Annotated in this window: 10 protein-coding genes; 6 read left to right on the plus strand and 4 right to left on the minus strand. The window is 37.7% G+C overall.

Annotated elements, in window-relative coordinates; all coding sequences use genetic code 11:
• Nucleotides 1-78: 78 nt before the first annotated feature.
• The 3 genes from JST55_07870 to JST55_07880 all read left to right on the plus strand — a co-directional run bounded on the left by JST55_07870 (nt 79) and on the right by JST55_07880 (nt 10046).
• Complete coding sequence (locus JST55_07870) at nt 79-438, plus strand: hypothetical protein (protein ID MBS1493411.1); 360 nt, start codon at nt 79-81, stop codon at nt 436-438.
• Between the two features lie 493 nt (nt 439-931).
• A complete protein-coding gene (locus tag JST55_07875) occupies nt 932-5902 on the plus strand; it encodes a fibronectin type III domain-containing protein (protein MBS1493412.1) in 4971 nt (1656 codons plus the stop codon).
• Between the two features lie 118 nt (nt 5903-6020).
• Complete coding sequence (locus JST55_07880; GenBank protein MBS1493413.1) at nt 6021-10046, plus strand: fibronectin type III domain-containing protein; 4026 nt, start codon at nt 6021-6023, stop codon at nt 10044-10046.
• 105 nt (nt 10047-10151) lie between these two features.
• Here JST55_07880 and JST55_07885 read toward each other — a convergent pair whose 3' ends face one another.
• Genes JST55_07885 through JST55_07895 form a run of 3 tightly spaced genes read right to left on the minus strand, consistent with a single transcriptional unit; the run spans nt 10152 to nt 11794 of the window.
• Entirely contained in the window at nt 10152-10616 is a 465-nt protein-coding gene (locus tag JST55_07885; GenBank protein MBS1493414.1) for a hypothetical protein, read from the minus strand.
• Nucleotides 10617-10634: 18 nt separating this feature from the next.
• Nucleotides 10635-11096: a hypothetical protein gene (locus tag JST55_07890; protein ID MBS1493415.1), complete on the minus strand. Its 462-nt coding sequence runs from the start codon at nt 11094-11096 to the stop codon at nt 10635-10637.
• Between the two features lie 26 nt (nt 11097-11122).
• Nucleotides 11123-11794, minus strand: coding sequence for a DUF2071 domain-containing protein (locus tag JST55_07895; GenBank protein ID MBS1493416.1), 672 nt, complete (start codon nt 11792-11794; stop codon nt 11123-11125).
• A 129-nt stretch (nt 11795-11923) separates the two neighbouring features.
• Between JST55_07895 and JST55_07900 the strand changes: the two genes are divergently transcribed.
• Complete coding sequence (locus tag JST55_07900; GenBank protein ID MBS1493417.1) at nt 11924-13294, plus strand: choice-of-anchor B family protein; 1371 nt, start codon at nt 11924-11926, stop codon at nt 13292-13294.
• Between the two features lie 19 nt (nt 13295-13313).
• Complete coding sequence (locus JST55_07905; protein MBS1493418.1) at nt 13314-14072, plus strand: hypothetical protein; 759 nt, start codon at nt 13314-13316, stop codon at nt 14070-14072.
• Between the two features lie 54 nt (nt 14073-14126).
• On the opposite strand, the gene JST55_07910 is transcribed toward JST55_07905, so the two are convergent.
• On the minus strand, nt 14127-14591 hold the full coding sequence (locus tag JST55_07910) for a hypothetical protein (protein MBS1493419.1): 465 nt from the start codon (nt 14589-14591) through the stop codon (nt 14127-14129).
• 258 nt (nt 14592-14849) lie between these two features.
• Here JST55_07910 and JST55_07915 point away from each other — a divergent pair, with 258 nt between their 5' ends.
• Nucleotides 14850-15215, plus strand: a complete 366-nt coding sequence (locus tag JST55_07915) for a methionine-R-sulfoxide reductase (GenBank protein ID MBS1493420.1) — start codon at nt 14850-14852, stop codon at nt 15213-15215.
• Nucleotides 15216-15480: the final 265 nt, after the last annotated feature.

Genomic DNA, 15480 nt, shown 5'->3' on the forward strand with positions numbered 1-15480 from the left:
AGAAACGATATATATTTTTATTTTGAGTAATAAGAGAATAGTTTTATTTTTGGGGTAACTCAAGAATAAAACTATTCAATGCCTTCGGATAAAAATATTATTTTCTGTGAATACATAGATTCCAAAAACACTCCAATCAATTCAGCAAAAACTTTTGAGCTTGGTCCTGCCGGAGTTAATATCAAATTTTTCCTTCCTGAAATACATAAATTATTTACAAACGGAAGTAAGAAATTCATTTACGAAATATTTAAAGTTAATACTGACTTAACGGAAGAATACGAAGATACCGTCTTCGCCGAAGTACACCCATCAAAAAAAATTCAGGCAGACTTCACCTTTTACAAAACCGGTAAATTCAAAATAAAAATATACGATTCTAAGAAGCAAAACCTCCTTAATTCTGGTACAATTTTAATAAAAAATCCTTTAATATAAGCCTCATATCTCGTTATAGCCAGGCACCACAAAAACTGCAAACATAAGCCAAAATCTAAATAAATTACCCTAAATCACCTCCAAAATTTCTTATAATTCTTGTTATAAATGCCATAAAATCTCTTTGAAGAGCGGGGTACAAATTGAGTAATTTTGTAACCGATAGCGTAAGTAACAAAAATTTATTCAAATGAAATTTTCACACAACTCCCAAACAACAAATAAGCTTTTCCTCAACCTGAAACAGGAAGAGGATTCTGCACACAGTAGGGTAGATCTTTTGCCTTACGCTATCAAAAAATGAGATGCGTCTCTGAAATTCAGGGACGTGTTCTCTAATCACAAAAATTACAAAGTAAAATAGGGGAAACAAAATTGAAATCACAAATTACAATTCAAACAAGTTTATACAGCTGGGTTAAAGAAACCTCAGGCGTAATAGCAGATTAATAATTTTTCAAAAAATAATTACAAATTAAATAAACCTTATCCCATGATTAAAAAATTTATTATTTCCTTCTTAGTGATAGGATTTTTAGCAACAGTATATGAAGTAGCGTATGATTACTCCGGGGGTGCTGTTTCATGTACTCAGAAGCCGGGCAGCACCTATGTAGGGTGTTCATGCCACGGTTCACAAAACGCAGGATTATCAAACAGTATTACTCCCAATACTGATATTCCTGTTGGTACTACTCAAAACATGACTTACACAATTTCTCCGGGAGGTTCAGGTCAGGCAGGATTTGACTTAACCGTTCAGGATGGACACGGATTCTTTTTACCGGTAAGCTCAGGTACAACAGTAAGCAGTGTAGAAGCAAATCATTCAACTCCAAAAGCATTAAGCGGAGGCTCTGCTTCATGGACAGTTAAATTTGTGCCGACTGCAATTTCACCTGAGACAGTTACATTTTATGCAGCAGGTAAATCTAACAATGTTTCTCCGCAATGGAACTTTGCTCAGTCAACAGTTAATATCACCGGTACTTTTCCAAACGGAACAGTTGTAGCTCCGCCGAATAATAATTACAACACAACAGATAACTTTCCTTTAAATCAAAGCAATGCCTATGACAGATTTGCAACTATCTATCCTCAAAGCTATATCGGCGAAGCCGGAACAATTACAAAGCTTGGATTTTTTATTGCAAAAGAATCTAACACATTCGGAAATATAAAAATCTATCTTCGCAGCACAGTTCAGCAGACATACAATTTTTTATATACAGTAAACGACAGAATAGGATTTGCAACTCTAGTTTACAGCGGAACACCTTATACTTCTTATCAGGCAGGATGGGCAATGATAGACCTTGATACACCTTTCAATTATAACGGAACAGATAACCTTGAGGTAATAATATTTAATGACAGAGGCGGCGCAGCAACAAGTGATACCAAACAAGTGCTTGCAAAAAACTGGAATCCGGTTAATTTGAGCATGTACTGGTCAAATACCAATAACAACAATTTAAACGGAACACAATATTCAATACAGCCAAACATAAGATTATACAAAACATCTCCTCCTCCTGCACCGACAAATGTTTCTTTAACGGGAATTACAAAAAGTTCAATGACTGTTAACTGGACTCCATCAGCAGGAAGCACAGACGGATACAGAGTTGTATTTAAACAAGGAAACACAGCACCTGCAAATGAAACAGACGGCGGATATGCCACTGTTGCTGGCACATCTACATCAAGCTATACCATAACAGGGTTACAGGCAGGAACACAATATACGGCAGCAGTATTTTCAACTGCAGGTACATTCTTTTCACCTACGGCTCCGTCAGGTACATCAACTACAACGGCAATAACAAATCAATATACTTTTACAAACGGGCAAAACGCTTCATTAATTTTAGGGCAACCTACAACTGAAACACAAGGCACTGCAAACTATGGCGGACTTTCCGGTTCATCAATGGCAGGTCCTTCAGGTGTACTGGTAACAGGAATGGATGCAGATAAAAAAGTTTATGTTTGTGATAAAGGAAATAACAGAGTTTTAGTTTTTAATACAACTCCGACTTCAAACAATGCTATAGCGGATTATTGTTTAGGGCAGCCGAATTTTACAGATAATACGGCAGGGACCATTGCAAGCAAGCTTAGCGGACCTGCAAACTGCGTGATAATAGGAGACAGAATTTTTGTAGCTGATGCTAATAACCATAGAATAATGGTCTGGGAAGGATTGAACTCTTTAGCCAGCGGAGTCTCTGCAAACTATGTTTTAGGTCAGCCGAATTTCACGTCAGGCAGTGTAAATCATGGATTGGGTTTCAGTAACTGCGATAACAAAAGCCTTTATCTCACCGATGGTTTTGAACAGACAAACGGAATGGCAACTGACGGCAGAAAATTAATCGTATGCGACGGATTCAATAACAGAGTTCTTATCTGGAACGATGTAACTTATATTTATAATAATCAGCCAGCAGATGTTGTAATAGGGCAGACAGATTTTACAACCAGAACTTCTCCGTTTACCGATGCTTCTACAGCAGCAACATTGTATCATCCTACGGGAGTAGCAGTAACCAAAGACGGAAAGTTAGTTGTATCTTCCACAGAAGAAAACAGAATTTTAATTTATAATACAATCCCTGTTACAAACGGAGCATCTGCAGATGTTGTACTGGGACAAACTGACTTTACTCACAATCAGGCAAACTATACACCGGATGCAAACGAAACATATCATCCGCTTTCAATTTCATTATCACCAAATTCAAATAAGCTTGCAGTATCGAGCGACTATGCAGCAAGAGTAACAATCTGGGACGTATTCCCGACAACAAACAATGCGCCTGCAACAAGAGTTCTTAACAGAGCAAACTTAACTGCAAATACAGCATCAACATTTTCAAATGAGAATGGAGGCAATGCATGCAATATGTATCCTTACAGTGTTTCATGGTCTCCATCGGGAAGTTTATATGTCGGAGATCTTTTCAGAAATGCAGTATTAAGATTTGACGGTGGAGATACAGCAGCCAGAGGTCCGCAGTCTTTATCCGCAGCAACTTCTACAGAATACAAAATTCCTTTATCAATAAACGGAACAAGCTTTACTCAATTTGCAATTGCATATAAGTACGGCTCAACACCTCCGACCGATTTAAATGACCCGACAGCAGAAATAATGCATGGAGTTACCGGTACATCTTATGACTTCAGTCCTGTATATGGAAATGCAACATACAGCTTCAGAGTTTATGCAGAGAAAAGTCCCTCATACGGAGTTTATGAATACTCGGACGGAAGCGCTACAGGAACATTTACATCAGGGGCTCCTGCCAATTGCCAGAATGCTCCGATTGTTACAGGCAACGGTACAATATGGAGTGTAGTTCCTTCTATCACAGGTGATACAACATTCCTTGGCGGAAGCTTCACGGGATTTGTTTCAAAAGACGGCGCATCTACTTACAGCCGATTAGGAATGGCAGCTATAGATACAAAGACAGGTAATATGTTAAACTGGACTTGCGATTTAAATGCAGGCGGAACAGTAAAAGGAATCCTTTTAGATAAAAAAGGAAACGCTTTGTATCTTGGCGGTGAATTTACAGATGTAAACGGAGTAGCAAAATCACGTCTTGCAAAAATAAATACAGACGGCTCTGTTGTGACAGGATTCACAACTCCGAATATAAATGCTTCTGTCGGAGACCAGGGCGGAACATGCATGGCTTTAAGCAATACAGGCGATACATTATTCATCGAAGGTAATTTCAGCGATATCAACGGAAGCGCAAGAAAAAATCTTGCATCAGTTTTATCATCAGACGGAACGTTAACAGATTTCACACCACAGGATTTTTATTTATCAGCGGCAACATGCAGATTTATTTTAGTATCGAAAGACGGTAAGTCAGTTTATCTCGGTTCAAACTCATTCGGACTTAATTTTAAATCTGTAAACATTGCAACAGGTTCAGATGTTGGTGAATTTGATTTTCAGGTAGCAGGCGGACTTGTAGCATGCGGTGTGATTCAGGGAAATTATTTATATCTCGGCGGCGCATTCACAGAAATTATGGGAAATACAAATATTCAAAGACTTGCAAAGATTGATATCTCCGGACCTACACCTGTATTAGTAACAACATTCAATAACGGTACAGGAAACAGACCGAGCGGCAACGTAAGAAGAATTTTCGCTACCTCAACAGCACTATATCTTACAGGAGAATTTACAAGCATTGGAGGAACAGCAAGAAATAAATACGGAGCAGTCAGCACTACTGACGGCGCAGTACAATCATGGGACCCTGCATATCCGGTGGGACAGATTTCACATACGATTGCAAGTACAATTGTGGGAACTTATGCCTCAGGAAAAATTTACATGGTAGGAACAGGTAACAATAACTTCAATAAATTTACAGCAGTATCATTTACACCTCCTGCAACTAATGTTGACGGTACAGCAACATCTACAATAAGTTCAAACTCTACAACAATATTTTCTAACAGCGCAGGTATTATGGCAAAGCTTACAACAGGCGGCTCATCAAATATGGGAAGCACCAGTGTAATAGTTGCAGGCGCTGGCGGAGATACGGCAACAGTGAACGGATTTGTAGTACTTGAAAGATACTTACAGGTAAATCCAACAACTCAGCCGGGCTCAAATGTGACTGTACAGTTTTATGTATCAAAATCTGAAATGGATGCTTTTGCAGCATTGAGACCTTCATTCGGAAACGCAGGTAATAATTACTCAGGCTGCAGAATACACAGAACAAATAATGCAGGAACATACATTGAAACATTTATTCCTTCGATTACTATAGACGGCGAGACAGTAATTATTTCATTCTCTACATCCGGCTTTTCGAAATTCTATATAAATGATACTCCTGTGTTACCTGTTGAACTTTCATCGTTCACATCTGCTGTAAATAAAAATAACGTTGACTTGAAATGGTCAACAGTTTCAGAACAAAACAATAAAGGATTTGAAATTGAAAGAAAGAAAAGTGTTGAAGGCGGTGAGTGGCAGACAGTTTCTTTTGTTGAGGGCAAAGGCACAACCAACCAACAGCAAAACTATACTTATGCTGATAGAAATCTGCAAACAGGCAAATATAATTATAGACTGAAGCAAATAGATTATAACGGCAACTATCAGTATTACGAATTGAACGGAACAATTGAAGTCGGTATTCCGAAAGTCTTTGACTTATCACAGAATTACCCGAATCCGTTCAACCCGTCAACAAAAATTAATTATCAGCTTCCTAAAGATGCTTATGTAAAGATAAATGTATATGACATGACAGGAAGATTAGTTTATACATTAGTAAACGCGCAGCAAACTGCGGGATATTATACAGCTGAATTTAATTCGGGTATGATGAGCGGTTTTGCAAGCGGAATATATTTCTACAGAATTGAAGCAGCTGATTTCGTTTCCACAAAACGAATGGTACTTGTAAAATAAAAGTGGGATAACACGGAACAAATATCCTCTCGGGAATAGTGTCCTCTTCCATAACAGGAAGAGGACTGAGAGGATGTAAACGAAACTTCAAAACAATTTTCTTTTAAAATTACTAACTATGAAAAAAAATATTTTTACATCAATTATATTAAGCTTGTTTGTTTTTGCTTTTATGGCTTTTGCATCAGGCAGTTTACAAGCGCAGCCGCCGGCGCCGACTGATTTTACTGTAGGTTCTGTGGGAGTCGGAACAGTAACTTTAAACTGGACACCTTCTGCAGGCGGTACAGATGCATATAGAATCTGCTGGCAGTGGGGAAATACTGTTCCATCGAATCCTTACAGTACGGGTTATCATAATATTACTGATCCTATGCAAAGCTCATACACTGTTACGGGATTGCAGGCAGGGCAGTTGTTTTCATTTGTTATTTATTCAAGAGCCTCAGGTGTTTACAGTGTAACTGCGCCTAGTTTAACAGCTACGACATCGCAAGTAAACACAACTACATTTACAAATGAACAGCCATATTCTTTAATTATAGGTCAGCGGATTCCGGAAGGTGATTGTAACTCAAATGACGGAGGACTCTCAGGTCACTCTATGGCTTATCCTTATGACGTATTCAGTCTTCCGAGCGCATCAGGAGGAGACGGGAAATTTTTTGTTTGTGATACATATAACAACAGAGTTTTAATTTACAATACAATGCCGACTTCAAATAATCAGGATGCAGATGTTGTGTTAGGTCAGGCTAATTTTACATCAAACGGTTCAGGAGCAAATGCAAATCAACTAAGTCTTCCAAGCGGAGTATGTTCAGACGGAACAAGATTATTTGTTGTTGACCAGGGAAATAACAGAATACTTATTTGGAATACAATTCCTACTTCAAACCAGACTCCTGCGGATTTTGTGTTAGGGCAAACAGGATTTGGAGCAGGACACACTGCGCCAAATAACGGCGGCAGAAGCGCCAGCACATTATATTGCTCTGACGCAATCTACGGGAATGGAATAGCTACTTATGATTTAGGTTATGCAGTTCAGTTAATAGTTTGTGACGGAGCAAATGACAGAGTGTTAATCTGGGATGATATATCGAGTGGTCTTACCAATGGAAAAGCAGCAAACCATGTAATAGGTCAGACAAATTTTACAGCTCACACATTTCCAACACAGGGAAGCAATAATTCAACCGCTGCAACTTTATTGGCTCCGGTTGATTTAGGTGTTACATCTGATGGAAAACTAATAATTCTTTCTCAGAACGAGAACCGCGCTTTAATTTACAATACAATACCATCAACAAACGGAGCATCGGCAAACTTAGTAATCGGCCAGACGAATTTTTCTGCTAACGGTGGTCATTTTGCAAATACGGCAACAAGTCTTTATTCACCTGCAGGTTTATCCGTCAGCAAATATAACAACAAACTTGCAATTGCAACCAGCGGGTACAGAGTTCTGGTGTGGAATACTTTCCCGACCACTAACAATGCTTCAGCCGATAATGTTCTAGCATTCCCAACCCTTACATCGGATGTACAGACACAATTTTCTAACGAATATCTGGATGGAAACAATGCGTGTGCTTTCAGACATATTTATGGAATGGCATGGACAGATGGAGGAAATCTTGCATTTGCGGATGGCAGCAGAAACTCTATAGTTGTATTTAACGGCGGTGATGATTATTTACATTCGCCGGCATCTGTTTCAGTTGGTTCTGAAACAAGTAATAGTGTTACACTTAACTGGTCAGGCGGCAGCGCAGATAATTATTATATTTTTTACAGGTACGGGTCAACTCCACCTGTTTCTGCAACAGACCCTCTTTGCGCAAATTTGCAAGCACCTATTATTGTAGCGGGAAATTCATCTTCTACAACAATTAATGATTTACCGTGCGGCACTGATTTTAGTTTTGCAGTTATTGCTGAAAAGAATTACGGTAAATATGCTGCAGCGGGCGGAACAACAAATGCGTCAACTTCTTCATCTGCTTCTTGTCTTAATTATCCTATTTTTGGCGATGGCGGTTTTGCAAGACAAATTGTTTCATCTATTACAGGTGATACAATTTTTGCTGCAGGATTTTTTACCAAAGTGTATTCAAAAACAGGAACATCTTACCCGAGAAATTATATTGCTGCTTTTGATGCAGCTACAGGAAATGTTCTGGATTGGAATGCCAGTACAAATGCTCAGGTGAACGGAATTTGTATAAGTAAATCTACGGGAAAAATTTATATAGGCGGACAGTTTACAACAGTAAATGGCACGGCAAGAAGTTATGTAGCCAGCCTGAATTCCGACGGTACATTGAATACATCATTTGTCCCTCCAACTCTTAACGATGGTATTGGCGGCGGCGGCGGAACATGTATGACATTAAATAAAACAGAAGACACTTTATATTTCTGGGGGCAGTTTACTAATTTCACAGATGCTGGCAATGTTACTCATAACAGACATCATATTGTTGCCCTTGTTGCTGCAGACGGAACGCCATCTGATTTTGACACTCCGACAGACTACATTTCAACAGGAACCTGTAGATTTTTTGTGCTTTCTCCAAACGGAAGATCGTTGTTAACAGGATGCAATACCGGCGGACAGAATTTAAATTCAATCGATCTTGCAACAGGAACTTTGGATTTTGATTTCCAAGTAAGCGGGGGATTGGTTGCCAGCGGATGGTATGACGGTTCAAAATATATGTACTTCGGCGGCGGATTCAGTCAGTTCATGGGTAATACCTCGGTGCAGAAACTCGCTAAGGTTGATATGTCAGGTCCGACTCCCGTACTAGTCAGTTCATTTAATAATTCCGCTGCAACGTATCCGGGCTCTACAGTACGATGTATGTGGGGAAATTCAACATCTCTTTATCTGCTTGGTGATTTTTTTGCATTAGGCGGCACAGCAAGGCAGCACCTTGCAGCTGTAAGTACAACAGACTGCTCACTTCAATCATGGAATCCGGGACTCTCTGCTGATTACAGCAACGGTACCCCCGGAAATATGTTTATCGTTCCTAAAACAGGAGTATCATATATTTCATTTGCATCTGCTCCAAATAATACAAATTTCTTTGCGTATCCGTTTCCTGTTTCACCTTCCAATCTGAACGGTTCGACATCTAATAATGTTGGCGCAGGAGCAACAGTGAACTTCAGTAATTCAGGCGGTGCAATTGCCCTGCTCATTACAACCGGTTCAAACCTGGGGAATACCACTGTAACAGTTTCAGGCGCAAACGGAGATACAACTATCGTTAACGGATTTACGGTGATGGATAGAATTGTAACTATCACTCCTACCACTCAGCCGACGGATAATGTAACGGTTCATATCTATGCAACAAAAGCTGAGATGGATTTCTTTGCATCAATTCATCCTTCATTCGGTAACTCAGGTAATAATTACAACGGATGTAAAGTGCACAGACTTGGTGCAGGCAATGCATACGTTCAGACATTTACACCGGTAATTACAATTAACGGAGATATTGTAGATATTTCATTCGATACTCCCGGCTTTTCATCTTTTGCAATGAGTGATGACGGAGTGCTTCCCGTAGAGCTGGCAGCGTTTACTTCATCGGTAAATAAAAACGATGTAACTCTTAACTGGAGAACAACATCGGAACTGAATAATTCGGGATTTGAGATCGAACGAAAAAAATCAAATGAAACTGTATGGAACAGAGTTGGAAACGTAACAGGAAAAGGAACATCTAACGTTGAGAACACTTATAAATTTGAAGATAAAAATATTCCTTCAGCGAGCTATAATTACAGATTGAAGCAGATTGATTTCAACGGTAATTATCAGTACTACGATTTGGTGAATGCTGTTACAGTAGGTGTACCGACTAAATGGAATTTATCACAGAACTATCCAAACCCGTTCAATCCTACTACAAAGATAAACTTTGATATTCCGAAAGAATCGTTTGTGAAAATAAATGTATATGATATATCGGGAAGGTTAGTAGCAAATCTTGTGAACGAGAAAAAAGATGCAGGATATTTTACGGTAGAGTTTAACGCTTCTTCACTTGCAAGCAGTGTTTATTTCTACAGGATAGAAACTGAAGCATTTACCATGACTAAAAAAATGATGGTAGTAAAATAATAAAAGTTATTTTTTCATAGTAGTATTATCATAAGGAAAAAAGTGACCTGTCTGTTTTGGCGAATCGGCAGGTCCTTTTTATTTATTTTAATTTATTGAAGAAAATTACTTTATCGGATTAGGGTTATTAATATAATGAACTTCAACAGCTTTTTTTTCTGCAGGTAAAATTGCGGCGACAATCATAATAAGAAAACTAATCATCCATAAATATAGTCCCGGTCCGAAAGATACATCCTGCATATTTCCGCCTTCATCTTTCATAATCTGAGATACACCAAATGCTCCGAACGATAAAAACAAACTTACTATAGAAAGCATCGTAGTTGCAATCCGCATCCATGTCTTTTTTCCTGTAAGTACCAGCACCACATTTATAAAATACGGGAAGTTTGCAAGCCAGGCTACGAACGCAGCAAATCCCGATGTAAAAGATAACCATCCGAATAAAAGACAAATTATTCCAAGCAAACCGCCATCGGCAATCTTGTCGTTATATGCATTTATACAGCATGCAACAACGTAGAATAACATAGAAACGATAACTAAAATCTTTTTGATTGCAGGCATATTATTTTTAAAAAATTATTATATAGGATTTGGATTATTAATGTAATTCACATTTGCTTTCTTTTTCTCTCCCGGCAATGCGGCAGCAACTACCATTATAAGGATACTAAAGAACCATAAATATAATCCTAATCCATAAGCCGCAAGCTCGGTATGCCCTCCTTCATCTCTCATTAGTTCGGTTACATCAAAAGCGCCTAATGCAAGAGAAACAGTAACAACGGCTATTATAGATGTTACTACTCGGGACCAGGTTCTTTTTGAAAATAGAACCATTACAACATTAACATAGTATGGAAAATTTGCAAGCCAGGCAAAAAAAGCGGATGGATTAAATACCAGAGCCATCCAGCCAAAACCAAGACACATAAATCCGTTCCATGAATTATCACTCTGCATACCGATATACGCAGGACTGAAAATAGAAATTAGATAAAAAAAGATTGATACTAAAACAAGAATTTTTTTAGCTGAAGGCATTGGGGTTAAATTTTATTTCTGAAAAATTAAAGTTTACATCCTTTACGGACGATTATCTCTGAGCCCTCGGCAAGAAAAACAGAAGAAGGGATTGTTTTATTTAAAACGGAAAATCTTTCACCGTAAAGTTTTCCGAAGTCGCAATTTATTTCGTGGTTCTTTACTTCATGCAGCTTCCATTTCGGATGCTCGACCTGATACTCTGATGTTTCGTTTTCATTTACCTTAGTATATCCCCAGTAATGCTCGGTAATAAATTCTTCTTCCGAGCACGGTTCAGCCATAAAGGATTTTTTATCAGCGCCGGTTTTAATATAATTCCATTCGTTTTCAAAATTCCAGAAGTAACCAACATTAATTGCTATATCTGAAATGTTTAATTCATTTTTCATTGGCATAGAATCGTACTTTTCGGCATATAAATTATTCGCAACGAGCTTAATTAAAGATTTCGGTACAATTTCTTTTATAAAAGTTACTCCTCGTTTTATTTCTGCACCTGCATCATATTTCACATAAAATCTTAAATTCACTTCTTCAAAATTTCGGTGAAAAGGAATTGGAAGCCCTAGTACTTTTGTATCTAAAAACATGAAGCCTACAAGACTTACAAAACATCTCGAATTATGGAAATCGAGCTCCGTTTTTTTGGGGACAAAATCTTTTAGCAGCTCCGGGTCAATCTCATAATTTGCCATTACGAGATTTTTCCAAAATGCAGTTAAAAATTTTGATTTTTGCGCCGTTTTTATCACTTATTAATATAATAATTGAGATTGATAATTAAAAAGAACTTACGGATATTAGTAACCATAATTAAATCAAAAATGAAAAAGTTTACAACTATTATTTTACTGTTATTAATAAATGTTTCCTTTGGTCAGTCAATAAGCAACATGACCATGCTGGGGAATAAAAGCGAATTTGTTTCAGGCGGAACACCAACCGGATTTCATTATTCATCAACATGGGGATATACTGCTCCTAATGGCAGAGAGTATGCAATCCTCGGCCACTATGCAGGAACAACTTTCTATGATATTACTGATGCTCCTACATTAATAAGAACATGCGGAACAGTTGCAGGTCCCGGCTCTCAATATAATTACCGTGAGTTCAAGACTTATTCTCACTATGCGTATATAGTATCGGAAGGCGGACTCGGCGTGCAGATTGTTGATTTACAATATCTGCCGGATTCAGTTCATTATGTTAAGAGTTTTACCTTCAGTGGTTACACACGTTCACACTCAATTTCAATCGAAGGAAAATATTTATATTGCAATGGCGGAAATTATAATAACGGCGGAGTTTTTATTCTTGATTTAACTGACCCTGTAAATCCTGTAAAACGCGGACAGTGGGGAACACGTTACGTTCATGATTGCCAGATAAGAAATGATACTATTTTTGCAGCTTGTATAAATAACGGATATTGCGCTATACTTGATGCAAGGAACAAAGATTCAATAAAGCTCATTAAAGAATTTACATATCCGGGAGCAGTAACGCATAACTGTGCTGTATCGGAAGACAGAAAATATTTATTTACAACGGATGAAGGCGGTTCAAATCATTGCAAGGTATGGAATATTCAGGATGTAATGAATCCTGTTCAGGTTTTTGATATTGCTCCTTATGACGGCGCTTCTATGGTTCATAATGTATATATAAAAGGAGATTCGTTATATATGGCTCATTATCAGGCAGGAGTTATAGTCATGAACATCGCTAACAGAAACGCTCCTGTGGAAGCAGGACATTTTGATACATACGTCGGTCAGGGTACTGCATATCAGGGTTGCTGGAATGTCTATCCTTATTTTGCTTCAAAGAAAATTATTGCAGCAGATATTGCCACGGGATTATATGTATTAAAAATGGGAACTGCATCTAATGTTACACCCAATCAGATTTCAGGAATAGCCGATAAATATACAATGTCTCAGAATTATCCCAATCCTTTTAATCCTGAAACAAATATTAAATTTTCCATTCCTGAAAATTCTTCTGTAATGATTAAAGTATATGACTTGCAGGGAAAAATAGTAGCAGACCTTGTAAACGGAAATTATAACAGAGGAAGCTACGAAATAAAGTTTGATGCAGACAAGTTCAATCTTGCCAGCGGAACATACATGTATAAAATTGAAACGAAAAATTATTCAGAAACAAAAAAGCTTACATTGCTAAAATAAATTATCTAAGAAAGTCAGATTGAGAAAAATATTTGCTGTTTTTATAATGTTGGGTTCCATCATTTCTTTTGCCGGAACGAAGGATACTACTTTAAGCGGAGATTTAAATCACGACAATATAATGGATGTTGTGAAAGTCTCCTTTGTTACCAATGACGGAATGTACAGTTACCTTGCAGGGGATTTTACAGTTGAGATAAACGGAAGCGTTTACAAAGATAAATGTGAAGAAGCGGAAATTTTTGAAGTAAAAATCGTTGATATAGATTCCGATACTCCTGCTTTAATGGTATCATGTTTCGGGACCGGTGACGTTGGAGAATATTTTTTTTACAGATTGAAGAACAAAGAAGTTTTTCCTTTAGGCAGCATTAAGCTTTGGGGAAGTGCTGAAGTTCCCGGAAACGGCAAAATCCTGAGCAATGACTTTATGGGATTCTGGACTTTGCACGGTGAATATATTATAGATAAAGGAACCGGAAAAATTGCAATGGTTAAAAAAGATACTTATGAAGTAAATGTTGATGGGACGGTAAAGACTTCGTTTAAGATTTTAAAATCACGGGATGATAATTCTGATGTTGTTGAAAGCGTGAAGCCCGGCACTAAGTTTACTTTGATGAAATGCGATACTTCACCCGTCTGTAAAAACGAAGGCGGCTATGACGATGAATATGAATGTGACTGGTATCTTTTGAAAACATCAAACGGTAAAGAAGGATGGGTAAGATTAAAAGATTTCAGAGAGAAGGTTGGTGATTTACCCTGGGCAGGATAAAAAGAATTTCGGGTTTGAATAAATTGAATTATACAAACCCGAAAAATTTTATAATTATAGAGCAGGGTTATTTATCATTGATAATCCCAGCAGTCTTTCTTCTTCCGGAGTAATGGAAGCATATCCCCACAATCCGCCTGATGATTTTGCTACTGAAGTAGCAAAAGTAAGGTAGCTTTTATATAACTCAGTCGCGAATCCTTTATCTAATTTCGGCAGTATCTCATTCAGCTTTGCAAGTTCTTCGCTTAATATATTTTGTCTTTCAATTAAATCCTTCGGCAAAGTATTTATTTGCTGGGCAATAGCATCGTGAATGAACTTATCTACTTCCAGGTAGTAATCCTGCAGCATAGATTCGTTGTTCCCAGCTCTGTAATGCGCTATTTTTTCCGAGTAATTGATTTCTTTTTCATCAATATTGTTATCAGCGCCTGCTATTAAAACAGCAATTAAGGCCGGTGCATCGAGCAGGGCAGTTTTTTCTGATTCGTTGAGATTTTTGAATTGTGGTATCATTTTTTATAAATTTTTAGCAATTTACCGATTATAGCACAAACACTAAAGATATAATTTTTTCCTTTTAATCTAAACATAGCATAGCTCAATTTAACCACAGAGAACACAGAACTTTACACGGAGTACACAGATTAAATTTGAATAAAAAAGTGAGTCGCACAATAAAGAATTTTCTGTGCTCTCTGTGAATCAACTCTGTGTCCTCTGTGGTTAAATTAGAAGTTGAATTTTTTAAACCAAAACTGAGTTTAATATTTCATGGAATACAACAGACTGACACCCGAAGAAGAAAGGGTAATACTTCACAAAGGCACAGAAATGCCTTTCACAGGAAAATATACAAACAACAAAGCAAAGGGCGTTTACACATGCAAAAGATGCGATGCGCCGTTATATAATTCGGATTCCAAATTCGATTCATTCTGCGGATGGCCGAGCTTCGATGACGAAATTCCGGGAGCAGTCCGCCGCGAGACAGATGCCGACGGTATGCGGACGGAAATACTCTGCGCAAATTGCGGAGCTCATCTGGGACACGTATTTACGGGTGAAGGTTTCACTCCGAAGAATACAAGGCACTGCGTGAATTCAATCTCAATGAATTTCAAACCGCTTGAAGATTAAGATCTGTAAAGTTATAAATTAAGAAAGCAGACTACGGTCTGCTTTTTTTGTATATTTAACACTCCTTTGCTTTCTTAGCAATTCTTTTCTATGCCTCTTTTTTTCTCCATCAATAATTCCTATATTTACAAAATTTCCCACCGTATAAGAAAAATTAAATTTTTACTTAAACTTTATATTAAGTTTAAGAGAGTTCTTAATATTTAAAATATTTCTTATCTAAAAAATTGCAGCTCAAAAATCTTCAAAGGAGAGGAGAAACTTA

This window comes from Bacteroidota bacterium, assembly GCA_018266835.1.
Taxonomy (GTDB): Bacteria; Bacteroidota; Ignavibacteria; order Tepidaquicellales; family Tepidaquicellaceae; genus JAFDZO01.